This window comes from Mesorhizobium amorphae CCNWGS0123 (assembly GCF_001686985.1).
In the GTDB taxonomy this organism is placed as follows: Bacteria; Pseudomonadota; Alphaproteobacteria; order Rhizobiales; family Rhizobiaceae; genus Mesorhizobium; species Mesorhizobium amorphae.
In genome coordinates this window covers 2345882-2371563 of record NZ_CP015318.1, presented here as the reverse complement: position 1 = coordinate 2371563, position 25682 = coordinate 2345882, and the positions used below count along the sequence as shown (strand labels likewise).

23 protein-coding genes are annotated in these 25682 nt (G+C 65.1%); 4 read left to right on the top strand and 19 right to left on the bottom strand.

Translation table 11 applies throughout. From position 1 onward, the window contains the following. Positions 1-6: 6 nt before the first annotated feature. The 7 genes from A6B35_RS10960 to A6B35_RS10930 all read right to left on the bottom strand — a co-directional run bounded on the left by A6B35_RS10960 (position 7) and on the right by A6B35_RS10930 (position 8218). The gene (locus tag A6B35_RS10960) at positions 7-1560 is read right to left on the bottom strand and encodes an FGGY-family carbohydrate kinase (protein ID WP_006201971.1); all 1554 of its coding nucleotides are present in this window, start codon (positions 1558-1560) and stop codon (positions 7-9) included. Beyond that, the gene (locus A6B35_RS10955) at positions 1560-2684 is read right to left on the bottom strand and encodes an ABC transporter ATP-binding protein (protein ID WP_065518182.1); all 1125 of its coding nucleotides are present in this window, start codon (positions 2682-2684) and stop codon (positions 1560-1562) included. Before A6B35_RS10955 ends, A6B35_RS10960 begins: the two co-directional genes overlap by 1 nt. Beyond that, complete coding sequence (locus A6B35_RS10950) at positions 2681-3799, bottom strand: ABC transporter ATP-binding protein (RefSeq protein ID WP_006206390.1); 1119 nt, start codon at positions 3797-3799, stop codon at positions 2681-2683. Before A6B35_RS10950 ends, A6B35_RS10955 begins: the two co-directional genes overlap by 4 nt. Positions 3800-3804: 5 nt before the next feature. Further along, positions 3805-4662, bottom strand: a complete 858-nt coding sequence (locus tag A6B35_RS10945) for a carbohydrate ABC transporter permease (protein WP_006206391.1) — start codon at positions 4660-4662, stop codon at positions 3805-3807. 9 nt (positions 4663-4671) lie between these two features. Next, positions 4672-5595 carry a carbohydrate ABC transporter permease gene (locus A6B35_RS10940; protein WP_006206392.1) on the bottom strand — a complete coding sequence of 308 codons (924 nt, stop codon included), beginning with the start codon at positions 5593-5595 and terminating at the stop codon, positions 4672-4674. Positions 5596-5752: 157 nt separating this feature from the next. Continuing rightward, positions 5753-7198: an ABC transporter substrate-binding protein gene (locus A6B35_RS10935; protein ID WP_006206393.1), complete on the bottom strand. Its 1446-nt coding sequence runs from the start codon at positions 7196-7198 to the stop codon at positions 5753-5755. Between the two features lie 45 nt (positions 7199-7243). Further along, positions 7244-8218 carry a sugar-binding transcriptional regulator gene (locus A6B35_RS10930; protein ID WP_006206394.1) on the bottom strand — a complete coding sequence of 325 codons (975 nt, stop codon included), beginning with the start codon at positions 8216-8218 and terminating at the stop codon, positions 7244-7246. A gap of 193 nt (positions 8219-8411) precedes the next feature. Between A6B35_RS10930 and A6B35_RS10925 the strand changes: the two genes are divergently transcribed. Further along, on the top strand, positions 8412-9137 hold the full coding sequence (locus tag A6B35_RS10925) for an MgtC/SapB family protein (protein ID WP_006206395.1): 726 nt from the start codon (positions 8412-8414) through the stop codon (positions 9135-9137). A gap of 23 nt (positions 9138-9160) precedes the next feature. On the opposite strand, the gene A6B35_RS10920 is transcribed toward A6B35_RS10925, so the two are convergent. Genes A6B35_RS10920 through A6B35_RS10900 form a run of 5 tightly spaced genes read right to left on the bottom strand, consistent with a single transcriptional unit; the run spans position 9161 to position 16576 of the window. Beyond that, the gene (locus A6B35_RS10920; protein ID WP_006206396.1) at positions 9161-10402 is read right to left on the bottom strand and encodes a VWA domain-containing protein; all 1242 of its coding nucleotides are present in this window, start codon (positions 10400-10402) and stop codon (positions 9161-9163) included. Further along, positions 10395-12644, bottom strand: a complete 2250-nt coding sequence (locus tag A6B35_RS10915; RefSeq protein WP_006206397.1) for a DUF5682 family protein — start codon at positions 12642-12644, stop codon at positions 10395-10397. The genes A6B35_RS10920 and A6B35_RS10915 overlap by 8 nt, the downstream gene beginning before the upstream one ends. 5 nt (positions 12645-12649) lie before the next feature. Beyond that, positions 12650-13729: an ATP-binding protein gene (locus A6B35_RS10910; protein WP_006206398.1), complete on the bottom strand. Its 1080-nt coding sequence runs from the start codon at positions 13727-13729 to the stop codon at positions 12650-12652. Positions 13730-13748: 19 nt separating this feature from the next. Continuing rightward, positions 13749-15194 carry a DUF5691 domain-containing protein gene (locus tag A6B35_RS10905; RefSeq protein WP_006206399.1) on the bottom strand — a complete coding sequence of 482 codons (1446 nt, stop codon included), beginning with the start codon at positions 15192-15194 and terminating at the stop codon, positions 13749-13751. Next, entirely contained in the window at positions 15191-16576 is a 1386-nt protein-coding gene (locus A6B35_RS10900; RefSeq protein WP_244426131.1) for an SWIM zinc finger family protein, read from the bottom strand. The genes A6B35_RS10905 and A6B35_RS10900 overlap by 4 nt, the downstream gene beginning before the upstream one ends. A 217-nt stretch (positions 16577-16793) precedes the next feature. Here A6B35_RS10900 and A6B35_RS10895 point away from each other — a divergent pair, with 217 nt between their 5' ends. Together A6B35_RS10895 and A6B35_RS10890 are read left to right on the top strand one after the other, a co-directional pair. Beyond that, positions 16794-17570: an ABC transporter substrate-binding protein gene (locus tag A6B35_RS10895; RefSeq protein ID WP_006206401.1), complete on the top strand. Its 777-nt coding sequence runs from the start codon at positions 16794-16796 to the stop codon at positions 17568-17570. 67 nt (positions 17571-17637) lie between these two features. Beyond that, on the top strand, positions 17638-18753 hold the full coding sequence (locus A6B35_RS10890; RefSeq protein WP_006206402.1) for an aminomethyl transferase family protein: 1116 nt from the start codon (positions 17638-17640) through the stop codon (positions 18751-18753). Positions 18754-19019: 266 nt separating this feature from the next. Here A6B35_RS10890 and A6B35_RS10885 read toward each other — a convergent pair whose 3' ends face one another. The 6 genes from A6B35_RS10885 to A6B35_RS10865 all read right to left on the bottom strand — a co-directional run bounded on the left by A6B35_RS10885 (position 19020) and on the right by A6B35_RS10865 (position 23803). After that, positions 19020-20039, bottom strand: coding sequence for an isopenicillin N synthase family dioxygenase (locus tag A6B35_RS10885; protein WP_006206403.1), 1020 nt, complete (start codon positions 20037-20039; stop codon positions 19020-19022). Positions 20040-20220: 181 nt separating this feature from the next. Then, positions 20221-20877 (bottom strand): methionine ABC transporter permease, encoded by a 657-nt coding sequence (locus A6B35_RS10880; RefSeq protein WP_006206404.1) that lies wholly within the window; start codon positions 20875-20877, stop codon positions 20221-20223. After that, entirely contained in the window at positions 20858-21943 is a 1086-nt protein-coding gene (locus A6B35_RS10875) for a methionine ABC transporter ATP-binding protein (protein WP_006206405.1), read from the bottom strand. The genes A6B35_RS10880 and A6B35_RS10875 overlap by 20 nt, the downstream gene beginning before the upstream one ends. A 79-nt stretch (positions 21944-22022) precedes the next feature. Beyond that, the gene (locus A6B35_RS10870; protein ID WP_006206406.1) at positions 22023-22877 is read right to left on the bottom strand and encodes a MetQ/NlpA family lipoprotein; all 855 of its coding nucleotides are present in this window, start codon (positions 22875-22877) and stop codon (positions 22023-22025) included. A gap of 24 nt (positions 22878-22901) precedes the next feature. Beyond that, a complete protein-coding gene (locus A6B35_RS36170) occupies positions 22902-23039 on the bottom strand; it encodes a hypothetical protein (RefSeq protein WP_157999237.1) in 138 nt (45 codons plus the stop codon). 74 nt (positions 23040-23113) lie between these two features. After that, positions 23114-23803: an SDR family NAD(P)-dependent oxidoreductase gene (locus A6B35_RS10865; RefSeq protein ID WP_040584217.1), complete on the bottom strand. Its 690-nt coding sequence runs from the start codon at positions 23801-23803 to the stop codon at positions 23114-23116. Positions 23804-24128: 325 nt separating this feature from the next. Between A6B35_RS10865 and A6B35_RS10860 the strand changes: the two genes are divergently transcribed. Beyond that, on the top strand, positions 24129-25244 hold the full coding sequence (locus A6B35_RS10860) for an anhydro-N-acetylmuramic acid kinase (protein ID WP_006206409.1): 1116 nt from the start codon (positions 24129-24131) through the stop codon (positions 25242-25244). Here A6B35_RS10860 and A6B35_RS10855 read toward each other — a convergent pair. Beyond that, complete coding sequence (locus tag A6B35_RS10855) at positions 25241-25666, bottom strand: GNAT family N-acetyltransferase (RefSeq protein WP_006206410.1); 426 nt, start codon at positions 25664-25666, stop codon at positions 25241-25243. The genes A6B35_RS10860 and A6B35_RS10855 overlap by 4 nt on opposite strands. Between the last annotated feature and the right edge of the window lie 16 nt (positions 25667-25682).

Here is a 25682-nt window from a genome sequence, read left to right as displayed (position 1 = left end):
GACTTCTCAATGTGCTTTCGACGCGGCCATCGACCGCCAGACCGGACGCAGCGCCTCATGCGCCAATGTGTAGGACGGGGCCATCGCCTCGTAGATGGCGGCAAGCTTTTGGTCGCTCGGCTCGGCCGCACCGAGCAGCGGCGTGACCCATTCGGCGACGCAATCGTCCATCGTCCGGTACTGGCCGACGCACACCGCCGCGATCATCGCGGCACCCGCCGCGCCCGCCTCTTCGCGCTCGCTGGTGCGGATGTCGGCGCCAACCGCGGCACCCAGGATTTTTCGCAGGGCCGGGCTTCTCGCCGCGCCGCCGGTAAGGCGGACTTCCTTGGGCAGCGGGCCCATGGCGGCGTAGCAATCGCGCGCCGCGAAGGCCAGTCCTTCGAAGACGGCGCGCACCATGTCGGCATAGCCGTGGCGCGAGGAAATGCCGACGAAACCGGCCCTGGCATTGGCATCGACGAACGGCCCGCGCTCGCCGGCCTCCGACACGTAGGGCTGGTAGATCAGCGACGCCGGCTTCGACGATGCGATCCACTGGTCGACCAGCGCGATCATTTCGCCATTCGAGCGCGAAATCCCTTGCGAAGCGAGGATGCCGGAGGCGAGGCCGAGGACCCAGTCGATGTTGAGCGTCGCCGCCATGTTCGACTGGAGTTGCGCGAACACGCCGGGCGCCGGCATCGCCATCGTATAGCCGGTCGCGGCCTCATTCAGCTGCACCTCGTCGGCCGTCTCGGCAAGCCGCATATGCATGCCGGTCGAGCCGATGATGGTGCAGCCCGGTTTGCGCTGCCGGTCGAACAGGCCGGCGCCAAGCGCGGTGCAGACGACGTCGACATAGGCGAGCACGACCGGCGTGCCGGCGAGCAGGCCGGTGACATCGGCGGCCGCCTTGGACAGCGCAGCGCTTTGCCTGGTGCCATCGACGATGTCAGGCAGGAGATGCCGGAGATCGCCGACGCCGAGCACATCGAGCACATCGTCGGAGTAATCGCGGGTGCGGAAGTCGCCGAAGGTGAAGGTCCCTTCCGACGGATCGGTGGCGCGCTCGCCGGTCAGCCGGAAATAGAGCCAATCCTTGCAGTGGAACGCCGTCGCGGCGCTCGTGAGCATGCCCGGCATGTTGCGCTTGATGAACGCGAACTGCGATCCCTGCTGGCAGGCGGCGAGACCGCTGCCGGTCTTTTCGAAACGCAGCCGGTCCTCGGGCCGGGCACGGATCTCCTCGACCACGGAGGCGGCGCGCGCGTCGAGCCATAGCCAGCCCTTGGCGACCGGCTCGCCCTCGGCGTCGATCAACCAGGTGCCGTCGCCCTGCCCGGTCACCGCGACGGCGATGACGCGGCTGGCGAGATCAGGCACCTTGTCGGCAAGCTGGCGCAACGTGGTCGCCGTATCGGCCCAGGTGCGCGCCAGATCCTGCTCGGCGCCGCCGCCGGGCAGTGTCTCGTATTTGTTCGGCAGCGCCGCGGCCGCGATCTGCCGGCCCGCCGTGTCGAAGGCGACGGACTTGATGACAGACGTGCCGGCGTCGATGCCGATCAGCACATCCCGCATCAGGCAAGCTCCATCCCGTGCGAAATCGCGTTGCCGCTCGCCTGGTCGAAGACATGCAGGTTCTTCGGGTCGATGCTGACATTGATCGGCGCGCCCAGCTCCAGCCGGGTGCGGTCGTGCTCGACCAGCACCAGCGAGCCGCCGGCGAAATCGGCGGCGATATGCGTCTGGTCGCCGAGCCATTGGTTGGCCGAAACGGTGGCCGGCACGCCGTCCTTCGAGCGACGCACCGCATAGGGCCTGACGCCGATCACCACGCGCTCGCGGTTGAGCAACTGGTCGCGGACCGGGGCGCTGAAAGCGTCCTTGTCGTAGTCGAGCGACAGCCCATCGGGCAGCTTAAGACTGATCTTGCCGACGGTATTGCCGACATAGGCTTCGAAGACGTTCATCGGCGGTTCGCCGACGAAGGTGCCCGTGAACAAATTGGCTGGCCGCCGTTTGATCATGTCGGGCGTGTCGAACTGCTGCAGCACGCCGCCTTCCATCACCGCGATACGGTCGGCCAGCGCATTGGCCTCGGTCTGGTCGTGCGTGACCAGGATCGCGGTCAGGCCGCGCTCCTTGATGAAGTGCTTGATGCGGCCGCGGAGCACGGCGCGCAGCTGCGGCTCGAGCTGGCCCATCGGCTCGTCGAGCAGGTGCAGGTCGGCATTGCGGATCAGCGCCCGGCCGAGGCTGGCGCGCTGCTGCTGGCCGCCGGAGATCGAGCTCGGATAGCGCTCCAGTATGTCCTCGATCTCGAGCAATTTGGCGATGCTGGCGACCTTGGCGTCGACCTCGCTCTTCGGCAGCCGGGCCGCCTTGAGCGCAAAGGCCATGTTCTCGCGTACGGTGAGCGGCGGATAGAGCGAGTAGCCCTCGAAGGCCATCGCCACATTGCGCTTGACCGGCGCCAGCGTATGCACCTTGCGGCCGCCAACCGAGATCGCGCCGCGCGAGACCTCCTCGAAGCCGGCGATCATGCGTAGTGTCGACGTCTTGCCGCAGCCGGACGAGCCGAGCAGCGCTACGATCTCGCCCTTGGCGATCTCCATCGTCAGGTTCTTGACCGCGTGCACGCCACGGTCGATCGGACCATAGAACTTGTCGACGCCGGAAATGGTGATTGCGCTGGCGCTCATGCCGCTTCTCCGCTGCGCAAATTGACGACCTTGTTGGCACCGATGCGCTCGCCGCTCGCGTGATCGAACAGAAGCGCGCTTTTGCTGTCGACGGCGATGTGGGCCTTGCCTTCGGCCTGGCCCGGGGCTCCGGCCGGACGCGAGACCAGGATTTCGCGGCCGCGCACGGTGCGCACCAGCGTGACGATCTTCTCGTTGAGCGGCGTCTCGGCCTCGACCGTCACCGGAAAAGCGCCGGGTGTGGCCTCGTTGACGAAGCTCAGCGCTTCGGGCCGCAGCCCGATGACGCAGTCGCGCCCGACCGCTGCCTCAAAGGCGCCGGCGAGATGGACCTGCACATTCGACAGGCCGACATAGATGCCCTTGGCATCGCGCGCCGGCTTGACGTCGAGCAGGTTGATGGTCGGGTCGCCGAACAGCCTGGCGATCTCGATATTAGCCGGCTCACGATAGATCTGCTCGGGCGTGCCGAGCTGCCGGATGACGCCTTGCGACATCACGGCAATGCGGTTGCCGAGCGCCATCGCCTCCTTGTAGTCCTGGGTGACATAGATGACGGTCGCGCCACGATCGTGCAAAAGCCTCGGCAGTTCGAGCCGCATCTCGAAACGCAATTTGGCGTCGACGTTGCGCAAGGGATCGTCGAGCAGCAGCAACGGCGGCGATCCGACCAGAGCGCGGGCAAGTGCGGTGCGCTGCTTCTGGCCATTGGACAGGGCTCGCGGCTTGTGGCTCAGCACATGGTCGATCTTGAGCAGCTTGGCGACGCTCTCGACGCCGGCCTTGATCACGCCTTTCGAGGAGTGCCTGGCTTCGAGCGGCGACGCGATGTTGTCGAAGGCGGTCATATGCGGAAACAGCGCGAAATTCTGGAACGCCATGCCGACGCCGCGGAACTCGGCATCGACGTCGGTCATGTCCTCGCCGCCGATGAGGATCTTGCCCTCATCGGGATCGATGACGCCGGCGACGAGGCGCAGCAGCACCGTCTTGCCGGCGCCGGATGGGCCGAACAGGACCAGCGTCTCGCCATCGGCGACGGTCAGCGACAGATCGTCCAGCACGGTCTGGCTCTTGTAGCGCTTGACGACATTTTTCAGTTCAAGGCTTGCCATCGGACCTATCCTTTCACCGCGCCGAGCGACAGGCCTTCGACGAGGTAGCGCTGCGCGTAGAGGGCAAGCGCCAGCGTCGGCGTGATCGACAGCACGATCGCGGCCGAGATCTGGCCGTACTGGATGCCCGAGGAAGTGATGAAGGCGAGCGCGCCGACGGTCACCGGCTGCTTGTCGGCGGAAGCGAGCACCAGCGCGAAGACGAAATTGTTCCAGGCGAAGATGAAGGCGAGCAGGCCCGCCGCCGCGATGCCGGGGCCGGCGAGCGGCAGCGCGATCTTGCGGAAGGTGGCGAACCAGGAATGGCCGCCGATGCGATAGGCGTATTCGATGTCGGCCGGAATGTCCTCGAAATAGCCGCGCACGATCCACAGGATCAGCGGCAGGCAGATCAGCTGGTAGACCCAGATCAGGCCGAAATAGGTGTTGGCCAGCCCGAGCTTCTGGAAGTAGAGGGTCAGCGGCAGCAGCACCAGCAGCGCCGGCGCGAAGCGGAAGGACAGCAGCGTGAAGGCGATATCCTCAGAGCCGCGGAACTTGTGCCGGGCAAAGGCGTAGGCGGCTGGAACGCCGAGCAGCAGCGCGACGGCAACCGATGTGACCGACAGGAACACCGAATTCCAGAGGTTGCGCATGAAGGCGATGTCGAGCGTGCCCGATGCCGTCTCCAGCTTGCCGGTGATCAGGGCGGTGTAGTTGGCCAAGGTCGGCTCGAAGACCAGCTGCGGCGGAATGCGCAGGATGGTCTCGTTGGTCTGGAACGACATCATGAAGATCCAGACGATCGGAAACATGAAGAAGATGACGACCAGCGTCAGCGCTATGCCGCGCAGGACGCGTTCGAGAAGCGAGGTGTGTTCCATCCCGGCCTCCTATGCCTGCCCGCGGGCGCGTTCGCGCAGCCGCAGCCAGTTCTTGATGAAGATGTTCGACAGGAAATAGGTGATCGCCCACAGGATGATCATCAGTGCCGCCGAGCGGCCGACATTGGTCGACTGGAAGAAGTTGAGATAGGCCTCGACCTGGAAGACAGTCAGCGTGTCGCCGGGCCCGCCTTGGGTCATAGCGTAGATGATGTCGAATTGCTGGATGGAATCGAGCAGGCGAAACAGCGTCGCCGTCAGTATGTAGGGCGTCAGCATCGGCAGGGTGATGCGGAAGAAGACGAAGCTCCTCGGCACGCCATCAAGGGCCGCCGCCTCGAAGGGCTGTGTCGGCAGGCTGCGCAGGCCGGCCAGCAGCAGGATCATGATGAAAGGCGTGTAGACCCAGATGTCGACCAGCACGACGGTCAACAGCGCCGTCGACGGCGATGAAGCCCAGCGGAAATCCTGCAGGCCGATGAGGCTGGCGAGATAGCTCAGCACGCCGAAGCCCGGATTGGTCATCAGCTTCCACATCAGTGCGGCCAGCGCCGGCGCCGTCATCAGCGGCATCAAGAGCATGATCGAGATGAAATTGTTGAGCGTCGAGCGCTTCTGCAGCAGCATGGCGATGGCGAGGCCGAGCAGCAGTTCGAGCACGACGGTGATGCCGGCATAGAGCAGCGAGACCTGCAGCGTGTTCCAGAACTTCGGGTCGGTGAAGAAGGAGATGTAGTTGTCGCCCCAGTTGAACTGCCGTGCCCAGGGCTGGCTCAGCCGGTAGCGCTGGAAGGAGTAGACCACAGAGGTCAGGAACGGGATCAGGATGCCGATGCAGACCAGCAGGGCCGGCAGGCTGAGGAGGTAGGGCAGAGCCCGCTTGCTGATCCTGAAGCCGGAGGGTCTGGCCCTCTGCACTGTCGCCGCGGTCATCCGCTGTGCTCCATCATTCCTGTTGCTTCGCCCTGCCGGCCGCCAAGGGAGCCAGGCGGCCGGTCGGGCGAATTGGCGATGTCATCAGACACCGCGTCGCAAACCTAGAACAGCGTGGGCGAACTGGCCCGCCGGAACGGGCCAGACGCCACGCGATTTAGCCGAGACCAGCTTCCTTGAGCTGACCATTGATGCTCTCGGCCAGCTTGTCGAGGCCTTCGTCGATCGGCACTTCCTTGGCCACCATCTTCTGCAGCGTCGCCGCCCATTCGGTGGTGAGGTCGAAGAACAGCGGCTGCGCCGTGAACTTGATGCTGGCGCCCGGTGCCGAGGCGTCGAACATCTCGACATAGCCGGGATAGCTCTTGTTCAGCTTCTCGCGGAACACATCGTCCTTCCAGACCGACTGGCGGACCGGATTGACGAAGTCCATCTTGGTGGCGCCGAACAGCGCATGCTCGGGTCCGGAGGCCCATTGCATGAAGTACCAGGTGGCGTCCTTGTCCTTGGAGAAGTTGGACATCGACAGCGACCAGATCCAGATGTTCGGGGTCGGCGCCTTGGCGGCCGGATTGGCCTTGAAGCCGGCGAAGGCGAGCTTGCCGGCCATCTTGTTGTCGCCGCCATTCATGAAGTAGCCAAGGATGTCGGCGTCGAAGATCATCGCCGAGGCGCCGGCGCCAAGATCGGTGCCGACCTGATACCAGGTGTAGGTCGACCAGTCCTTCGGACCGCTCTCCTGGATCATCTGCACCCACTGCTTGTGGAAAGCCTTGGATTCGGCGGTGTTCATGGCGGCCGACAGCTTGCCGTCGGCCGACACGTTCAGGTCCTTCTGGTCGAAATTGGCGTAGGCCGACAGGAAGCCGGGATGGATCGTCGCCCAGGAGCGCGAGCCGCGCACGCCGATGCCGTAGACGCCGCCACCGACGTCCTTGGTGAGCTTGGCGGCCGCGGCGACCAGCTCGTCCATGTTGCCGGGCACCTTGACGCCGGCCTTCTCGAACATGCCGTGGTTGTATGTGATGTTGTTCTGCTCGAAGCCCCACGGAATGCACCACTGCTTGGCGTCTTCCGAACCCAGTTCGCCGCCCGGCTTGCCGTTCCAGGCGCAGGAATTCCTGACGCCGGGCAGGAAGTCGTCCCAGGCATAGTTCGGATTGGTCTTGGCTGGATCCTTGATCCATTCGTTGAGGTCGGTGATCCAGCCGGCCGGGCCATAAGTCCAGGTCATGTAGGCGCCGGTCATGAAGGCATCGTATTCCGGCGAGCTTGCCGACAGCGCCGCCGTGACCTTGTCGAAATAGACGTCTTCCGGGAACACGTCATAGACGACGTTCATGCCGGTCAGCTGCTTGAAATTCTCGAGGTTGGCGATCATCGCATCGGCATAGGGATGCTTGTTGAGCAAGAGCTTGATGGTCTTGCCCTTGTGCGCCTGCCAGTCGAAATCGGCGGCGAGCGCACGGGTCTGTCCGAAGTTGAGCAGCGTGCCGGCCGTTCCGGCGGCAAGGCCAAGTGCTCCGAGGCCCCTGATCAGGCCGCGGCGATCGACTTGTCCGCGCATGAACGCGTCGATCAGGTCTTTCTCTTTCTCATACATCTTCTCTTCTCCTCCACAGGGTAGTTTCAACCAAAGCTTTGCCGGCTACCCGACCGGCGTCTGTTCCACGAGCGATCGCGCCGTCCGCTCGTCGGTTATCAGGCCCTTCAGATAGCGGCCCTCCAGCACTGACTTGATGGCACGAACCTTCACCTTGCCGCCGGCGACGGCGACAATCCTGCGGTTGGCGATGTCTTCACGCGCCAGGGCCAGCGCCCGGCTAGACACCGTCGTCGCCACCGGCTTTCCGGCCGCGTCGAAGAAATGGCCGAGCAACTCGCCGACGGCGCCGTTGCCGCGGGTCTCCTCCATCTCGCCCTTCTCGATCATGCCGGTGGCAACCAGCGAGGCCTCGCGCTCGGCTGTACCGATGCCGGCGATCAAAAGGTCGGCCGACCGAGCGAGATCGAAGACCTCGCTGATGCCCTTCTGGCCGAGCAGCACCGTGCGGTCCTCGGCGGTGTTGGCGAACATCGGCACCGGCATGACATAGGCTTCGGCGCCGGTGCGTTCAGCCAGGCGATGGATAACGTCATGCGGATTGGCCGAAAACTTCCGCGTCAGGCCGCCGAGCAGCGAGACGAAGCGGATTCCCTCGGCCGATATGCGCGGCAGGTATTCGACGCAGGCGGCGAGCGTGCGGCCGTGGCCGACGCCGATCAGCGTGCCCTCGCCGCGCTCGATCTCGCGCTTGAGGAACTGCGCGCCGGCAATGCCCAGCGCCTTGAGCGGCAGGTCCTCGGAATCGAAGTCCGGCACCACCTCGCAATAGTCGAGGCCGTAGCGGCCGGAGAGCTGGTCCTCGAGTGCGACGCATTCGGAGACTTCGCCGTCGATATAGACTTTGACCAGCCCTTCCTGGTTGGCCTTGGTGATCAGGCGGTGCGCCTTGAGGCTGGTCAGCCCGAGCCGCTTGGCGACCTCGGACTGGGTCAGGCCGCCGGCATAGTGGAGCCAGGCGGCGCGGGTCGCCATGCTGGTCTCATCGTCGCGCAGCAGGCCGTTGCCGAACCCAACCATTTCCGCCCTTTGATATTTTTATCAGTTGCTGCAAAATTTTTCACAAGGCTTTGCCGGAGTCAAGCGTCGCCTGTTCAAATCGTGCAAAAGGGGTGGCGGCGGCGAGGGGAACCATCACTGCCCCAGCGATGTTGAGGGACGGTGGGGACGCGACGTAGGACGCGGGCGCGCCCAGGCCGCCAAGGTGGAAACGATGTTCGAGCCGTTTTGCTGCGAGATGCCGCTTCATCCAACCTGGCCCGACCTCGCCGCGCGGCTTCTGCTGACGCTGCTGGCAGGCACCCTCATCGGCTTGAACAGGGAGTCGCGAGGCCGCACCGCCGGGCTTCGAACGACCATCCTTGTCGGCCTTGCGGCTGCCATCGCCATGATCCAGGCCAACATCCTGCTCGACATCGCGGGCAAGGAAACGGATTCCTTCGGCCGCATGGATGTGCTGCGATTTCCGCTCGGAGTGCTGACCGGCGTCGGCTTCATCGGCGGCGGCGCCATCCTTCGGCGCGGCGACCTCGTGACCGGCGTCACCACCGCCGCGACGATGTGGATCATGACGATGATCGGACTGGCGTTTGGCGGTGGCCAGTTCGGCCTGGCGGGGATTGCGACGCTGCTCACCCTGGTGACGCTCCAGGCCTTGAGATGGGTCGATCTCCGGATCCCGCGCGACCATCATGCGATCCTGTCGGTGTCCTGGGCGAAAGGGTTGCCGCCCGATGTCCAGGATATGGTGCGGCCGCTCGGCTATGAGGCGCGCTTTGTCGGCATGGAGCATGACGCCGGCCGCGAGCGCTTTTTGTTTTCCTTCAGCCTCGAATGGAAACAGCCCGATGCGATCGAACCCTCGACGGACGTGCTGGCGATGGTCGGCCAGCACTGCGAGGTCGAACGCTTTGAACTGGTCGGCGAGAAAACCGCCTGACCGCGACCGACGGCCAATGAACTCTATTCGCCTGCTGTCGGTGCTTCGGTCTCGGCGCGAACGACCTTGATATCGGCCCCCGCCGCCCAGGCGCCGATATCCTCCCGGCGCAGGGCCGCCGCCATCATGTCCGGAAACAGGTCCGGCGTGCAGGCGAAGACCGGAATGCCAAGCGCGGCGACCGAACCGGCCATAGCCGGGTCATAGCCTGGGCGGCCCTGATCGGTCAGCGCCAGAAGCACGACGACATTGACGCCGGACCGGACCAGCGCTGCCAGCCTGCGCAACAATTCCTGGCCGTTGCCGCCTTCGTAGAGGTCGGTGATCAGCACGAAATGCGACTTGGTCGGCCGCTCGATGCGCTCGGCGCAATAGGCGACCGCCTGGTTGATGTCGGTACCGCCGCCAAGCTGCACGCCGAACAGCACTTCGACGGGATCGCTGAGGTCCTCGGTGAGATCGACAATCGCGGTGTCGAAGCAGACAAGCTTGGTGCGCACGACCGGCAGCGACGCCATCACCGCCGCAAAGATCGAAGCGTAGATCACCGAGCTCGCCATCGAACCGGACTGGTCGACACACAGTACAACCTCGTCGAGGTCGACCAGCCGGCGTTGCTTGCGCATGAAGCCAACCAGCTTTTCCGGCACGATGGTCTTGTGTTCGGGCTGGTAGTGGCGAAGGTTTGCCGAGATGGTGCGCGGCCAGTCGATATCGCGTTGGCGCGGGCGGTTGGTGCGTCTCGACCGGTCGAGCGCGCCGCGTATCGCTTCAGCGGTTTTCTGCTCGAGCCGCTGCATCAGCTTGGCGACGATGTCGGCGATGATGGTGCGGGCGATGTCCTTGGTCTTGGACGGCATCACCGAGCGAAGCGAAATCAGGTCGGCAACCAGATTGACGTCGGCCTCGATCGCTTTGAGGAATTCCGGCTCCATCAGCATCTGCTTCAGGTTCAGCCGTTCGAAAGCGTCTTTCTGGACGATCTGCACGACCTGCGCCGGAAAGAAGGAGCGGATGTCGCCCATCCATTGCGCGACGCGCGGTGCCGACCGGCCGAGCCCGCCGCGCCGCTTGCGCGGATCGGCGGCAGCATCGCCAGCGCCATCGCCATAGAGGGCGTCGAGTGCGGCCGAGAGCCGCTTGTCGTCTTCGGAAAGGGCCGGCGATGTTTCGTCGGCGGCGCCGATCGCCAGGCGCCAGCGACGCTCCCTCTCGCCGTCCGGCGTGAGTGCACCAGGCTCGTTCATTTCGGCCTCGTCATCCATTGCCACCCCCCATGAGCAATGGTCCGAGCCGTTCCAGGTGCCGGCGCCAGGCCTCGCCACCATCCGGTGCCGGCGTCAGCCCAGCCGGCAGGCGCGCCGCGCGGCCGAGAACCGCCTCGATCAGCCGCCGGCGCTCCATGCTGTCCAGATTGGAAAAGACGCGGCGCAGCAATGGCAGATGCGCGACAAAAGCCTCTTCGTCGAGCGATTTCAGCCACGCATCGACCGCGCCGCGCAGACCCTCGTCATAGATGAGCCGTTGACCGGCGGTGCTGAAGAAACCCTCGAAGAACCCAGCCGCTTCAATGACCGGCGTTCCGGGCGACAGGCGTCGCCCGAGCAGTCCGGCAGCGGCTTCTGCGGACAGTTGGCCGGCCTCGTAAAGCAAGTGCGCGGCGCAACCGGCCAGCAGCGCCGTCGATCGCGGCCCATCGAGCACGGCGGCCAGCCCGTCGCGCCATCCGTTCAGCACATCGTCCCCGGGTTCGATCAGCCTGATGGCTTCGTCGGCCTTGCGCAGGGCGCCGACCAGTGAAGCGGCAGCCTGCTGATCGAGATCGCGCACGGCATAGGGCAGCGCGATCGCCGCTTCGACGATCAGCCGCTCCATGAGGCCGGACAGGCGGTGCGTCTCCGTCTTGCGCGCCTCACCATAGCGGATGATGTCGGCAAGCGGCGGCACCGAGGCGAGGATTTCCAGGCATTCGCTGCTGTGCGCCGCGCGTGCCTCCAGCGCAACAAGACCGGCGCTCGAGGCTTCCGACAGGTCGGCCGTGATCGCGCTCTGCACCAGGGCGGCAAGCGTGTCGAGGGTTGCCGCGGCGCCGATCATCTGGATCAGCCGGCCATTGGCGGCCTTTTCGATGGTCGGGCCGTAGACAAGGTTCTCGACCAGCCGAACGGCATATTCCGGCTCCCAGGCCAGCGTCCAGCGTTCGCGGAAGGTGCCGCGGCTGCGCCCGGCGTCGGTCAATTTGCCCCAATGCACACCAAGTACGCTCAAGCGGTGCAGCAATGTCGAACGGAAAAGCCCGCTTTCGCTGCGCAGATCGACCGACAGTTCGCGCTCCAGCGCCTCGGGCTTCAGCCGCGCCGCCTTCTGGTTGCGCTGCAGATCCTCGATCAAGGGCGCCAGCGGGGTGTCGGGTGGGATTTCACCGACGTCCGCACCCAGAAGCAGCTCGGCCTCGACCAGCGCCCATAGCAGCGCTTCGCCGTTGAACAAAGCGGCGACGGAAGCGTCACGCAATTCCTCGAAGCCGGACTTCGGCCGCTCGCGAATGGCGGCGAGCGTACGGGCGAGCCGCTCCGCCTCGATCAGGGATGCGGTCGAGATCAGATGCCCCTTCTCGCGCAGCACCGCCGCAATCATCGCCAGCCACAGGGTTGCCCCGTCATGCCGGCCGCGCGTGCGCCAAAGATGCTTGCACCAGCCTGGCGCCACGACGCCCGCACCATAGCCGAGGCCCGACGCCAGGCGCGGCCCCGTCCACGGCGCCCATGTCATCGTGCTCTTGCGCCGGGCAATGCCCTTGAGCAGCGCCTGATCGGCTTTCTGGGCGTGCGCTGCCTGCAGCGCCGGCACGTGCCATGCGCCGCAGACCACCGCTATCGGCCCCTCGAACTCCTTTCGCGCCGCGGCGATTTCGAGCCGCATATGCGCTTCGCGCCTGGCTTCGAACTTTGCGATCGACCCTTCACCTTCGCGCAATGTCGTCATGGCGTCGGCGATGGCCGCGAAAATCGGGCCCGGCTCCGGGTTCTGTTCGACGATATCCGACCACCAGCTTTCGCCATCCTCGTAGCCGGCGGCATGCGCCAGCGTGCCGACCGGATCACGGCGATGCGGGTCCTCGTCATTGCCGGCGTCGCTGGCTTCGGCAGTGTCGGTGTTTTCCGCGGCATCGATCGCCTCGGCGGGCGACCGCGCCGACGACGGCAGATCGATGAAGCGCAACGCCGCCTTGTTGCCGACCGCCCAGAGGACCGCCTGATATTCGGGAGAGAATTCGGCGAACGGCCAGAAGCTGGTCGAGGCCGGGTCGTCCTCCGGGTAGCAGAGCAATGCCACCGGCGGCTGCATTTCCGGGCGGGCCAGCAACGGCAACAACGCCGAAGCGTCGCTCGGCCCTTCGATCAGGACGGCGACCGGCCGCAATTCCTGCAGCGCTTGCACAAGGCTTTCGGCGGAGCCGGGCCCGTGATGGCGTATGCCGAAATAGGCGATGTCGCTGTACTTCATCGGTGTCAGATCGCCGCGTTCAGCGCCGCATAGTAGCCGGAATAGTCGGGCCGCTTCTTGAGCACCGTTTCCAGATATTCTTCCAGCACCACCTTGTCCTGCACCGGATCCTTGACGATCGCACCGACGAGGCTGGCGGCGAGGCCTTCGGCGCCGAGCTTGCCGCCGTCGAACCAGGCCGCCTGGCTGAGGCCGCCAACCATGGTGGCGATGGCCTCTGCCGTCGACAGCGAGCCCGACGGTGTCTTCAGTGTCACCTTGCCGTCGGCGGTCGAGCCTGAGCGCAATTCGCGGAAGATGGTCAGCACGCGGGCGATCTCTTCGGCGACATTCTTCGGCACCGGCAGGTCGAGGCCGCCAGCCATCTCACCGACGCGCTTGGAGACGATCGAGACTTCCTCCGCCATGTCTTCGGGCAGCGGCAGCACCACGACATTGAAGCGCCGCTTGAGCGCCGAGGACAGCTCGTTGACGCCCTTGTCGCGGTTGTTTGCCGTGGCGATGATGTTGAAGCCGCGCTGGGCATAGATCGAGGTGTTCAGCTCCGGGATCGGCATCATCTTTTCGGACAGCACGGTGATCAGCGTGTCCTGTACGTCGGAGCCCATGCGCGTCAGTTCCTCGAGCCGGCACAGCTTGCCGTCCTGCATGGCGCGAAAGAGCGGCGTCGGCACCAGCGCTTCCTGGCTCGGGCCTTTCGCCAGAAGCTGGGCATAGTTCCAGCCATAGCGGATCTGGTTCTCGTCGGTTCCGGCCGTGCACTGCACGATCAGCGTCGAGTCGCCCATGATGGCTGCGGCGAGATGTTCCGAGACCCAGGATTTGGCGGTGCCCGGAACGCCGAGCAAAAGTAGCGCACGGTCGGTGGCCAAAGTCGCCACGGCGGTTTCCATCAAACGACGGCGACCGACATATTTCGGCGTGATCACGGTGCCGTCGCTGGCCTTGCCGCCCAGCAGATAGGTCAGGACGGCCTTTGGCGAGAGGCTCCAGCCGGCGGGCTTTTGCTTGTCGTCGCCGCGCGCCAGCGCTTGCAGTTCACTGGCATAGGCCTGCTCGACCGGGAGACGGATGGCTGCGTTCATGGTTTCTTCTCCGGATTGATCATGTGTCGGTTGCAGACGGATGTTCGGCCAGCGCTGCGTTGAGACGCAGGAGAGCGAGTGAAGGAGCCGCGGGCGGCATGCCGGCTGCGACGACCTCGTCGATCAGCCTTGCCGCCGCGGCGGTGGTGGTGAGGAAGCCCATCGTTTCGAGGATATCGTCGAGGCCGCGGCGCATGGCGTCGTCGGTTGCGCCGATGACCGAACGCAGTGCCGGAAGCACTTGCCCGTTTGTCAGGTCATCCCATTCCAGCCAGCTTGCTTCGATGCCTTCGGCAAGGTTGAGCGCACCAGGATATTTCCAGTCCTTCAGGATCAGCCTGACGAGGACACGCTTTCTGTGGCTGTCCAGACGCGGCATGAGGTGGAGGACGAACAGCGCCGGTTTGCCACCATCGGCGACAAGCGTATCCGCCATATGCGTCACCGCGGCGTCGCTGCCCGAGGCGGCAACCATTCGTGCGATCAGGATGTCGGCATTGTTGTCGGCGCCGAACTGCCAGGCGCCGATGAATTCGGGTTCGGTGGCACCGAACCGTGCGGCGAGGTCGACCAGGTTGCAGGTCTCGAACAATTGGGCGCGACGCTGTTCCTGCGCCGGGGATTTGAGTTTTGCCGGCGTGTAGGTGGTGCGGCGGCGGATGAAGCCGGATTTGCCTTCTGCGATGAAGGCGGCGAGTTCGGCAATGGGGTCATCCGCGCCACCGTCGCCATGCTGACCGTGCTCACCCAACCTTGCCAGCAGCCGACCAGCCAGTTCGCGCACCTTGCCGGAACGGTCGGTAGAAAGGCCTTTCAGGAAGGGCGCATCCTCGAGGGCGAGACCGAAGCGCATGAGCTCGATGAGCGCGAGCCTGACCTCCGCCGGCTCACTCGATCCCTTGGTCTCGATGAGCATCCGTGCCGCGGCCGGTTCGATGCGGCGCATGTCGGCCAGCGCGATGCGGCGCGCCGCGGGATAGAAGTCGTCCCAGTTTTCCGCCGTCAGGTTCTCGCGCGGGGCATGCGCCTGCCCTTCGACACCGGCCTGCCAGTCGATCCACGGGGCATAGACGTCCGGGCTGTTCTGGTCCGACACGGCAGGCATCCAGTCCATCGGATGGAGCACGAAGCCCCGGCTGGCGACCAGCGTCACCACACGCACCTTGCGCCTTGCGTCAGCGGCCTGTTTCAACGCGGCCCTCAACAGCGGTCGCAACCGCTCCGGCAGCATGGGCAGGGCAAGTGCCGGCAGCGCCGGACGACGCTTCAGAACCTTCGGTGCCGCAGGCCGCAAGCCGATGTCGAGCGCCTGTGCCGCGATCGCCAGCAGCCGGCGCTCGCGTTCGTCGGGGCCAGCGGTGCCGGCGATCTCCTTCCACGCGGCTGGAGCGAGGTCGAATGTCGGTCCGCCGGTGATCCAGCAGTCGCGCATTGCCGCCAGGCCTGTCTGCTCGAGTTCGTTCACGATAGATCGAGCCTCCCGAACCTGCTCTGCGCCGCCAGAAGGTCAAGCCTGGCGCCATTCCACAGAGCCGCGGCAGCGCCAAGGTCGATGCCGAGCAAGGTTTGGTCGACAGCACCGGCGATCGGCAAGGCGATCCCATGCGGATCATCGGCGGCCTGCCACCAGGCGGTGCCGCGGTCGTCGAGCGAGATCGCGCCGGGAGGCAGGATGAGAGGATTGTCGGTAAGCCATGGCGCACCATCCTGCTGGGAAGCGCGCGCCGCGAGCGGGTCTTTCAACGCGCCGAAATCAGGCCACGCCGCCCCGGAAGTGACGTCACCAATGCGCTCCGCCACCAGCGCGCGCAGCGGTGCGCGCGATGGATAGAACACCAGCCGGGCGTTGAAGCGGTCGCCCGGCGCGAAGGCATTCGATCTGCGTCCCGCCGATGCGGGAAAATAGTCGAGCAGCAGGGCAAATTTCGGCGTCACGCTGTTCAGATCGAGCAACCAGGTCGAATGGCTGACCAAGCCGTCGCGGCGGGTTTCGATCTTCTCGCCGAGTACCTCCCAGTGGCTTTCCACCTGCCTTGCGTCCGGGTTGGCCAGAATCTGTTCACGGGTTTCGGACGTCGATACGAGCCGCTTCAGTTCAGGGTCGTCAGGCTCCGATCGCCAGGCCTTGGCCAGCAGCACCAGCTTGCCGAGCTCGCGGATCGCCGCGTCCGGTCTCTCCTCGCTGCGCAGCGCCATCAGCCGCGACGGTATCTCGTCGATGCGCCCGGCAAGCGCGGTTGCCTTGAGGTCAACCAGCCGCGCGGCAATGCGGCGGCAGCGCTCGCTGCTGGCGTCGACAAATCCGGACAGACCAAGCCGCAACTGGTCGGCGATCCACTGGTCGAGTTCATCGAGCGCCGCCGACACCGCGGACCGTGTCTCTTGCGCCCGCTTGCGCTGCGCCACCTCGCGGCGTTCTACGGCCGCGGCGTCTTCGACGACGGCAGCCTCATCCGGCTGCAGAGCGTCGTCGATGCTCTTGGCTGCCGCGCCGGGTGCGGGTCCCGCAGGCTGCGACGTGGTCTTGCGGCGCCGGCCAAGCCAGTCATTCACCCATTCCGGCGTCGCTTCAATGGGAGCAAAGCTGGCTGGTGCCGTGGCGGCGATCCACATCAGGGCCAGCGTGTGCTTGCAGGGAAATTTTCGCGATGGGCAGGTGCATTTGTAGCCGTGATCGCCGGTATCGACCACCACGCGATAAGGGTTGGAGCCGGAGCCTTGGCATTCGCCCCAGATCAGGGCCTGCTGCTCATTCTTCTCGAGGCGCGGCCAGTTCGATCGCTTGGTCAGCTTGGAGGCGGCACTGAGCGACGCCTGGTCGGGAGCCAGCGCCTCTATGGTTTTCAAGTCGAATTCCAAGCCGCCCCCCTCGTGACCCCGAACCAAACGTCGTCGCCAGTATAGGTAGCCGTTTGTGAAGAATTCTTGTAGGTCGGACTTGCGGGCCGAGCTGCGTGTTTTGAAGAGCCGACATCGCGCCGTGATCGGCGCATGATATGTCGTTTCCGTCTCCGCCGCGGGCCTGAAAGACCGTAGACTTCGCTGGTCAACGGAGATCTGGACCATGCGTCTTTTCGGTCGTTTCGTGCTTGCCGCTTCAGTTGCCTTCTGCCTCGCCTCGGGCGCGGCTTTCGCCCAGGACAAGAAACTCAAGCTCGGCACCGAGGGTGCCTATCCGCCCTTCAACTACGCCAATGCCGACGGTACGCTGGGCGGCTTCGACATCGATCTCGGCAAGGCGCTGTGCGCCGAGATGAAAACCGAATGCGAGTTCGTCGTGCAGGATTTCGACGGCTCCATTCCCGCGCTGCAGGCCGGCAAGTTCGATGCCATCATCAACATAACCATCACGCCGGAGCGGGCTGAAAAGGTCGACTTCACCCGCAAATATTACCAGACGCCGCCGGCCATCGCCGTGCCGAAGGAGTCGACCATCGCAGGCACCTCGCCGGACGATCTGAAAGGCAAGGCGATGGGCGTGCAGAGCACGACCATCCATCAGAACTTCGCCGAGCAGAAATACAGCGGATCGACCATAAAAGCCTATCCGACCGGCGATGATGCCCGCACCGACATGGCCAATGGCCGGCTCGACGCGATGATGGATGGCTCGATCATCCTGACGGAATGGCTGAAGAAGCCCGACGGCGCCTGCTGCAAGCTGCTTGACACGCTGACGGCCGATCCGGCCATTCACGGGCCCGGCGTCGGCATCGCACTGCAAAAGGGCAACAAGGAGCTGACCGACAAGCTCAACGCCGCCATCGATGCGCTGCGTGCCAATGGAAAGTACAAGGAAATCAACGACAAGTACTTCTCGTTCGACGTCTACGGTACCTGACCTCACGACAGTCCACTTCGGCAGCGCCGCCCGGCGCTGCCGTTTTTCATGAACGATGGAGACCTCCTTGGCTGAGCGGCGATCCCCTTTCTACGGCAGCATCGTCGGGCTGGGCGCGACCATGGGTCGGGTCGGCGGCGATTTCATCTCGGCCAAATACTATTCCGGCATCGCCGACGAGCACCTGAACACGCGCGCCAATGTCGGCGTCCAGGACCTCAGCACCATGGGCAAGATGGACATCAAGGGGCCGGATGCCGTGGCGCTGGTCAACCATGTCATCGTCAATGATGCATCTGCGATGAAGCCGGGCCAAGTGCGCTATTCCACGGTGTGCCGCGAGGACGGCGGCATCATGGACGACCTCACCGTGTTCCGGCTGGCGCCGGAGCATTTCATGCTGGTGACCGGCTCGGTCAACCGCCTCAAGATGCTGCCCTGGCTGCTGCATCATGCCGAAGGGCGCAAGGCCTATGTCACCGACATCACCGCGGCCATCGCCTTCCCGACGATCCAGGGGCCGCGCTCGCGCGAACTGCTGAAGGTGCTGGTTTCCGACGCCGATCTGGATGGACTGAAACGCTGGTCGTTCACCTCAGGGCGCATCGGCGAGACGCCCGTGCTGATCTCGCGCACCGGCGTGACCGGCGAACTCGGCTTCGAGCTGTTCGTGCCGGCCGACGAGGCGGCATCCGTCTGGGACATGCTGATGCGGACCGGCCGGGATTTCGGCCTCAAGCCATATGGTGTGCTGGCGATGTTCACGCTGGGGCTGGAGAAGGCCTATCCCGCGCATGGCATCGACATGGACGAAAGCCGCACACCGTTCCATGTCGGCCTCGATCGCTGGATCCGGTTCGACAAGGGCGATTTCGTCGGCCGCGACGCCTTGCTCAAGGTTCGCGACCAGGGTGTCGACGAGCGCTGGACCGGCCTGATCCTCGACGGCGACAAGCCAGCCGCAACCAACGCCCGGGTCATGGCCGGCGACAAGGATGCCGGAGTGGTGACCTACAGCGACCATGGCTATTCCCTGGGCAAGGTGCTGGCGACCGCGCATCTCAAATTGCCGTTCACTGCAAATGGCACCGAGCTCAGCATCGACATCGATGGGACACCGACACGAGCGACCGTAGCGCCGATGCCGTTCTTCGATCCCGAGGGCTCGCGGCTGAGAGTCTGAAGCGGCTCAGCTTTTGATTGAATCGCCGACCCCGAAGATGATGGCAGTGCCATGTGGCCGGCGACCACTCAAAAAGAAAAAGGCCGGGCGCGAATGCCCGGCCAAAAATGAAGGTCAAACCTTCAGAGGGGAACACCGTTCGGGGAATGGGAGGAAAACCGCCGAACGATACACTCTATGTGGGCTTGCCCAGGCGCATTTGCGACGAACAGAATTCCAAAAAAGGGGCCAACGGCGAAAAATTCGGCTCCATTGCTGCAGCAAAATCAGCCGGCAGCGGCAGCCGTTTCCAGCAGGTCGGCATAGTGCCGCTTCGCCACATCGGGATGCGAGCGCAGCCGGCTTTTCAGCACGTTGGTTCCGACATCGCGAAACAGCGGATTGTCGGGATCACTGGCCGGGCCGCGCGCCTCGGCCGCCAGATCCTCGGGCAGGTTGAGCAGCGGGATCGTCGCGTCGAGCCGAGCGCTGAAGAAGAACGGAAGCGAGATCCGCTCGACACCAGGCGGCGGTGTGACGACGCGATGCACGGTCGCCCGAAGATAGCCGTTGGAAGCCAGTTCGAGCAGCTCGCCGATGTTGACCACCAGCGTTCCGGGAAGCGGGTCCACATTGACCCAGCTGCCGTCATACTCGACCTGCAAGCCCTTGTTCTCGTCCTGCAGCAGCAGGGTCAGGAAGCCGCCGTCCTTGTGCGCGCCGACGCCCTGGTCGTCGCCGGTCGCGTCACGGCCGGGATAGCGCACGATCTTCATGCGGTGGTTGGGCTCGTCGCGATAGATCGGATCGAAAGCGTCCTCGGCCTGGTCGAGCGATTGGGCAAAGGCCTTCAAAAGGCGGATCGCCACCTCGGTCGCCCTCGCCTGCCATGCCAGCAGCGCCGGCTTCAGCTCCGGCAGGGACGCCGGCCATTGGTTCGGCCCTTGCAGCCGCGTCCAGGCGGGAACGCCCGGACCTTGCGGGATGATCGGGCGCTCGACGCCGATGTCGAGCTGCTCGCGCCAGTCGGCCTTGCCCTTGGTCAGTTCGCCGCCGGCGCGCGTATAGCCGCGGAATTGCGAGGATTTGACCATTTCGATGGCCAGCTTGTCGGCCTCCGGCAAGGCAAAGAAGCGGCGCGACGCATCGAGCACGTCGGCAATCTCCGAGGCCGATATGCCGTGGCCGCTGAGATAGAAGAAGCCGACATCGCGAGCGGCGGTGCGCAGGTCGAATAGAAAGGTCCGGCGCTCCGATGCGCCCTGTTCGAGGCGGTCAAGATCGAGCACAGGGACAATTCTGGGCATGCTCAGGCTCCTTATGCGGGGCGTTGCGCCTGACCGCCACGGTGGCACGCAGGCCTTTGCGATCCAAGCAACGGACGATCCAAACTCGACGCCGATGGGAGAACGCCGGCCTGCATTTTGCCGCCTGCGGGCAAAGAACGTCCGAACGGATACCCAGCCTGCTTGCGCCCGGCCAATCCGGTCATGCGCGGTGGTCCAGCCTGGCGACCAGGCGGTCGCCGGCCCACTGGATGCCGCAGACCAGGATGATGAGGACGATGACGACCGCCACCATGACGCTGGTCTCGAAGCGCTGGTAGCCGTAACGGATGGCAAGGTCGCCCAGTCCGCCGGCGCCGATGGCACCGGCCATGGCCGAGGCGCCGATCAGCGTCACCAGCGTCACCGTGAATCCGGCGACGATGCCGGGCAGCGCCTCCGGCACCAGCACCTCGCGGATGATCGTCCAGCGGTTGCCGCCCATGGCGCGCGCCGCCTCAATCAGCCCGTGATCGACTTCGCGCAGCGACACTTCGGCGATGCGGGCATAGTAGGGTGTGGCAGCGATCGACAGCGGCACGATGGCCGCCCAGGTGCCGATGGAGGTGCCGACGATCAGCCGCGTCACCGGGATGAGCGCCACCAGAAGGATGATGAAGGGAACGGAACGGAAGCCGTTGATGACCGCGCCAAGCGCGCGGTTTACCCACAGGCTTTCGGCGATGCCGCCGCGATCGGTGGCGACCAGCGCCAGGCCCAGCGGCAGGCCGAAGACCAGCGAGATGAGGCCGGAGGCCCCGGTCATCAGGACCGTCTCCCAGATCGAACGAATGAGAAGCTCAAACAGAACCGGCGACATGGCCAAGCACCTCCACCCGCGCCTGGCGGGCTTTCAGGAATGCGATCACTTGCGACAGATGATTTTCATCGTTGCCCGCCACCGCCAGGAACAGCGTGCCGACCGGCTGCTGCTGGACATGGTCGATGCCGCCATGCACGAGGCGGAACGGACCCGGCAGGGCATCGGCAAGGTCCGATAGCAGCGGGGCCCGCGCGGCCTCGCCGGCGACGTCGATCCTGAGGATCGCGTCTCCGCCGGCTCCTGGCACGAGCCGGCTGGCGATCTCGGCCGGCAGTTGCGGACGGATGCCGCCGAGCAGGCTTTTGGTGATTTCCGAACGCGGGTCGGCAAACACCGACCAGACCGGGCCCTGCTCGACGATGCACCCGGCGTCGATCACCGCCACGCGGTCGGCGATCGAACGGATCACCTCCATCTCGTGGGTGATGAGCAATATGGTCAGGCCAAGCCGCCGGTTGATGTCTTTCAGCAGGGCCAGGATCGAGCGCGTCGTCTCCGGGTCCAGCGCCGAGGTCGCTTCGTCGGAAAGCAGCAGCGCGGGGCGCGCGGCGAGCGCCCTGGCGATGCCGACACGCTGTTTCTGGCCGCCCGACAGCGAGGCCGGATAGGCTTTCGCCTTCTCCGACAGGCCGACGAGGTCCAGGAGTTCGGCGGCACGCGCCAGCCGCTCGGCCTTGGGCCGGCCCTCGAGCTTGAGTGGCAACGCGACATTGTCCTCGACGGTCTTGGCCGACAGCAGGTTGAAGTGCTGGAAGATCATGCCGATGCGGCGCCGCAGCGGCTGCAGCTCACGCTCGCCAAGCCGGCTGATCTCGCGGCCCTCGATGAACACCTCGCCGGAATCCGGCCGCTCCAGCCCGTTCAGGCAGCGGATCAGCGTCGACTTGCCGGCGCCGCTGCGGCCGATGATGCCGAGTATCTCGCCCTTGCGCACCGTCAGCGAGACGCCGTCGAGCGCCGGCGTCGCGCCGAAGCGTCGCTTCAGATCGGTGAGACGGACGACGTCTTCCGAAGCAGTGGAATAGGCCCGATCCGCCACTTCAGCTGTGACATGCTGGTTCATCTTTGTTTCCGTCTCAGCGTTCCGCAAATGCGATGGCGGCCCGCTCCGTGGCGGACCGCCTGTTTCTGCCATGCGCCGATCAATAGGCGCTGATCCCGGTGCCCTTGTAGACCTTGTCGAACTCGGCCTTGACCGTCTCGTTCTGGTAGGCAGCGACCAAGGTCTTGACCCAGGGCTCGTTCTCGTTGCCGGCCCTGACCGCGATGAAGTTGCGGTAGGGATTGTCGGCCACCGGCTCCTGGGCGATGCGGTTGTCAGGCCCAAGGCCGCTCTTCAGCGCCCAGTCGGTGTTGACCACGGCGGCGTCGAGATCCTCGACCGAACGCCCGACAATGCCGGCATCGAGTTCCTTGATGATGACCTTCTTCGGGTTCTCAGCGATGTCGGCGGTGGTCGCCAGGATGCCGGTGCCGTCCTTCAGCTTGAGGACGCCTTCGTTCTGCAGCACACGCAGCGCGCGGCCCTCGTTGGACGGATCGTTCGGCAGGCCGATGACGGCGCCTTCGGGCAGGTCGGCGACCTTGGCGTATTTCTTGGAATAGAGGCCGATCGGCCAGACGCCGGTATAGCCGACCGGGACGATGTGATACCCTTGAGTCTTGATCTGGTTGTCGAGATAGGGCTTGTGCTGGAAGGCATTGGCGTCGATCTCGCCACGCTCTAGCGCCTCGTTGGGCTGTGTGTAGTCGTTGAAGACGACGGTGTCGATCGTCAGGCCTTTTTCGGCGGCCTGGGCTACGACGACACGCCAGACATCCTCATCCTCGCCGCTGATGATGCCGACCTTGATCGCCTTCTTGTCCTCGGCGAAGGACGGAGTCGGCGCAGCCAAGGCAACAATGGCAAGCGCCGAAGCCAGAAGCGCGGCAAGACCTGCGCGCCTGGTGACTGATGTTGAAACGAAAGGCTTAAAAGCGTTTCCGCGTTCGGACATGATGCGTTCCTTGCAATGCTGAAGTCATATCGGCCAGGCGGGATGCGAAGCCTTGATGACAAGATCGGCAATGCTGCGCTTGCGATCAAAGAACCGCTTTTCTTCTTCAACGCGAAGCAGGGAATATTCTCTCAAAGATCCTGCGACGGCGAGCACGCCCACCAGCGTGTGGCATAAGGCAGGCGGCGAGCGACAGGTGCTGTGCAGAATCGTGGCGCCGGCTTCGGATCGAAAGATCAGAACGTCTCGACCCAGGGCCTTAGTTCGACTTCAAAACTCCAGGCGCTGCGATGCTGGCGATGGGTCCCGAGATAGGTCTCGGCGATCGCGTCCGGCGACAGACGGCGATCCGGCCGGTCCGGCTCCTCGGCCTGTCCGGGCGGCTGGATGGCGCCGTCGATGATGAAATGCGCGACATGGATGTTCTTCGGGCTAAGCTCGCGGGCCATGGACTGCGCCAGGCCGCGCAGGCCGAATTTCGGCATGGCAAAGCCGGCCGAACCGGGAAAGCCCTTGAGGCTGGCGGTGGCGCCTGTGAACAGGATCGAACCGGAACCGCGCGCCAACAGCCGCCGCGCCGCCTGCTGGCCGACCAGGAAGCCGCCATAGGCGCCGACCAAAAGGGCCTGCTTGACGGCGTCCGGATCGAGTTCGGCGATCGGGCCGCGCGTGCGGCCGCTGGCGTTGAACACGGCAAGGGCCAGCGAGCCGACCTTGTCGGCGGCGTCGAACAGGCTTGCGACGGAGGCCGGATCGGCGACGTCCGTTTCGACGGCGAGCGCTCCGGTCTCCCCGACCAGCGGGGCGAGCTTGCCGGTGTTGCGGGCGGCCAGTACGACGCGAAAACCCTCCTTGGCGAGAAGGCGCGCGAGCGAGGCGCTGAGCCCCTGCCCCGCGCCTGCTATCACTGCGACGTCGGATGCCATGATTTTTTCCTCCCTGGTTAGCCTCCGGCGGAAGCACTTCGCCAGACGCTGCTCGTAGCGTCGCGCCTTCGCGGGCGACAGGCAAGAGATGGCGTTGCTGCCGTTGTTGAGCCAGACAGGCGCAGAAACCAAAATACCGGTTCCGCCGGCAACGGTCTGTGGATTGACTTCGACAAAGACAAGGCTGGACCTTGCCCGCCAGCCGGAACCATCCGACACGTCTTCTCGACAGCGGCGATCTCGTCAACGGAGGCTAGGAGCATGATCCCGAAAAGTGGGAACCGGTTTTTCGGATAAAGATCATGCTCAATCAAGGAATTTGACCATGGAACCAATCTGGGCCGTCGGCCTGATGACCGGCACCGTGCTTGACGGCAATATCGACGTGGCGCTGATCAAGACCGATGGCGAGCGGATCGCCGATTTCGGCACCTATACGCTGGCGCCCTACCCGCAATCGATCCGCACCCTGCTGGAGGAGACGCTGCGCCAGGCGCGGGTATGGAATTTCACCGGACCGGAGCCGGCGATCTTCCGCGAGGCGGAAGAAGCGCTGACGCGGGCACAATCGGCGGCGGTCAAGGACCTCGTCGAAAGCTACGGTCTCATCATGGCCGACATCGGCGTCGTCGGCTTCCATGGCCAGACCGTGCTGCATCGCGCTCCGCAGGTCGGCCGGCTCGGCCAGACCCGCCAGCTCGGCGACGGCGAATTGATGCACGCCATTCTGGGCACAAAGGTCGCCTATGATTTCCGCTCGGCCGACATGCGCGCTGGCGGACAAGGCGCGCCACTGGCGGCGGCCTACCACACCGCGCTGCTGCGCGCGGCGGACGCCAGCGGCGACATGGCGGTGCTCAATCTCGGCGGCGTCGCCAACATCACCTGGTGGGACGGCAAGGACAATGTCGTCGCCTTCGACACCGGCCCGGCCAATGCGCCGCTCAACGATTTCATCAAGGCGAAGGGGCTTGGCGACATGGACCGCGACGGCGCCCTGGCCCGCGCCGGCACGGTGGACGAAGCGCGTCTGGCCAAGCTGCTTGAGCACCCCTATCTGACCAAGCCCTATCCGAAATCGCTCGACCGTTTCGACTTCGGCGCGGCGATGGCCGACGGGCTCAATGCCGAGGACGGCGCGGCAACGTTGACGGCCTTCACCACTGCTGCCGTCGGCAAGGCGCTCGACCTTTTGCCGCATCGGCCAATGAGACTGGTGGTCAGCGGCGGTGGCCGTCACAACCCGACGATGATGGCGATGCTCGCCAGCCGCGCCGGCGTCGAAGCGGTGAAGGCCGAGACGCTCGGCTGGAAAGGCGATGCGGTCGAAGCCGAATGCTTCGCCTTCCTGGCGATGCGCGTGCTGCGCGGCCTGCCGATCAGCTTTCCGAGTACGACCGGCGTGCCCCAGCCGATGCGCGGCGGACGACTGGCGGGCTAGCCAGCCAGTTTCTTCTGCAGGAAGATGCGGCTGCGGCCGATGGGAAAATCGGGCAGCGTGCCGAACGGCTGGTAGCCCTGGCGCTCATAGGCCCTGGCCGCCTTCGGATTGAAGGTGTCGATCCAGGCGCCGTGGCAGCCACGCACGATCGCTTCCCGCTCGGCCGCCTCCAGCATGTTGCCTGCCAAGTGCTGGCCGCGCAGCCTTTCGTCGACCCAGAGCCATTGCACGAAGAGCCAGCCCCAGGCGGTGTAGCCGGAAATGCCGGCGACGATCTTGCCGCCTTCGTCGCGCACGAAGACGGCAAGCGCCTTTCGCCTGGACGCGCCGACATCGCTGTCGTTGAAGGCCGTCAGCCGCTCGCCCAGGAAAGCGAGTTCTTGCGGCAAGGGATCGGCAGTGGTCTCAAGCGTCGTCTTCATCGCAGGCCCGGCTCGG

What these genes read in the sequence shown, in the direction of transcription:
- A6B35_RS10950 (WP_006206390.1), bottom strand. Translation starts at nt 3,799, where the DNA reads ATGGCAAGCCTTGAACTGAAAAATGTCGTCAAGCGCTACAAGAGCCAG.
- A6B35_RS10860 (WP_006206409.1), top strand. Translation starts at nt 24,129, where the DNA reads ATGGAACCAATCTGGGCCGTCGGCCTGATGACCGGCACCGTGCTTGAC.
- A6B35_RS10870 (WP_006206406.1), bottom strand. Translation starts at nt 22,877, where the DNA reads ATGTCCGAACGCGGAAACGCTTTTAAGCCTTTCGTTTCAACATCAGTC.
- A6B35_RS10875 (WP_006206405.1), bottom strand. Translation starts at nt 21,943, where the DNA reads ATGAACCAGCATGTCACAGCTGAAGTGGCGGATCGGGCCTATTCCACT.
- A6B35_RS10885 (WP_006206403.1), bottom strand. Translation starts at nt 20,039, where the DNA reads ATGCCCAGAATTGTCCCTGTGCTCGATCTTGACCGCCTCGAACAGGGC.
- A6B35_RS10935 (WP_006206393.1), bottom strand. Translation starts at nt 7,198, where the DNA reads ATGTATGAGAAAGAGAAAGACCTGATCGACGCGTTCATGCGCGGACAA.
- A6B35_RS10940 (WP_006206392.1), bottom strand. Translation starts at nt 5,595, where the DNA reads ATGACCGCGGCGACAGTGCAGAGGGCCAGACCCTCCGGCTTCAGGATC.
- A6B35_RS10925 (WP_006206395.1), top strand. Translation starts at nt 8,412, where the DNA reads ATGTTCGAGCCGTTTTGCTGCGAGATGCCGCTTCATCCAACCTGGCCC.
- A6B35_RS10915 (WP_006206397.1), bottom strand. Translation starts at nt 12,644, where the DNA reads ATGAAGTACAGCGACATCGCCTATTTCGGCATACGCCATCACGGGCCC.
- A6B35_RS10895 (WP_006206401.1), top strand. Translation starts at nt 16,794, where the DNA reads ATGCGTCTTTTCGGTCGTTTCGTGCTTGCCGCTTCAGTTGCCTTCTGC.
- A6B35_RS10880 (WP_006206404.1), bottom strand. Translation starts at nt 20,877, where the DNA reads ATGTCGCCGGTTCTGTTTGAGCTTCTCATTCGTTCGATCTGGGAGACG.
- A6B35_RS10920 (WP_006206396.1), bottom strand. Translation starts at nt 10,402, where the DNA reads ATGGATGACGAGGCCGAAATGAACGAGCCTGGTGCACTCACGCCGGAC.
- A6B35_RS10955 (WP_065518182.1), bottom strand. Translation starts at nt 2,684, where the DNA reads ATGAGCGCCAGCGCAATCACCATTTCCGGCGTCGACAAGTTCTATGGT.
- A6B35_RS10945 (WP_006206391.1), bottom strand. Translation starts at nt 4,662, where the DNA reads ATGGAACACACCTCGCTTCTCGAACGCGTCCTGCGCGGCATAGCGCTG.
- A6B35_RS10865 (WP_040584217.1), bottom strand. Translation starts at nt 23,803, where the DNA reads ATGGCATCCGACGTCGCAGTGATAGCAGGCGCGGGGCAGGGGCTCAGC.
- A6B35_RS10910 (WP_006206398.1), bottom strand. Translation starts at nt 13,729, where the DNA reads ATGAACGCAGCCATCCGTCTCCCGGTCGAGCAGGCCTATGCCAGTGAA.
- A6B35_RS10855 (WP_006206410.1), bottom strand. Translation starts at nt 25,666, where the DNA reads ATGAAGACGACGCTTGAGACCACTGCCGATCCCTTGCCGCAAGAACTC.
- A6B35_RS10930 (WP_006206394.1), bottom strand. Translation starts at nt 8,218, where the DNA reads ATGGTTGGGTTCGGCAACGGCCTGCTGCGCGACGATGAGACCAGCATG.
- A6B35_RS10960 (WP_006201971.1), bottom strand. Translation starts at nt 1,560, where the DNA reads ATGCGGGATGTGCTGATCGGCATCGACGCCGGCACGTCTGTCATCAAG.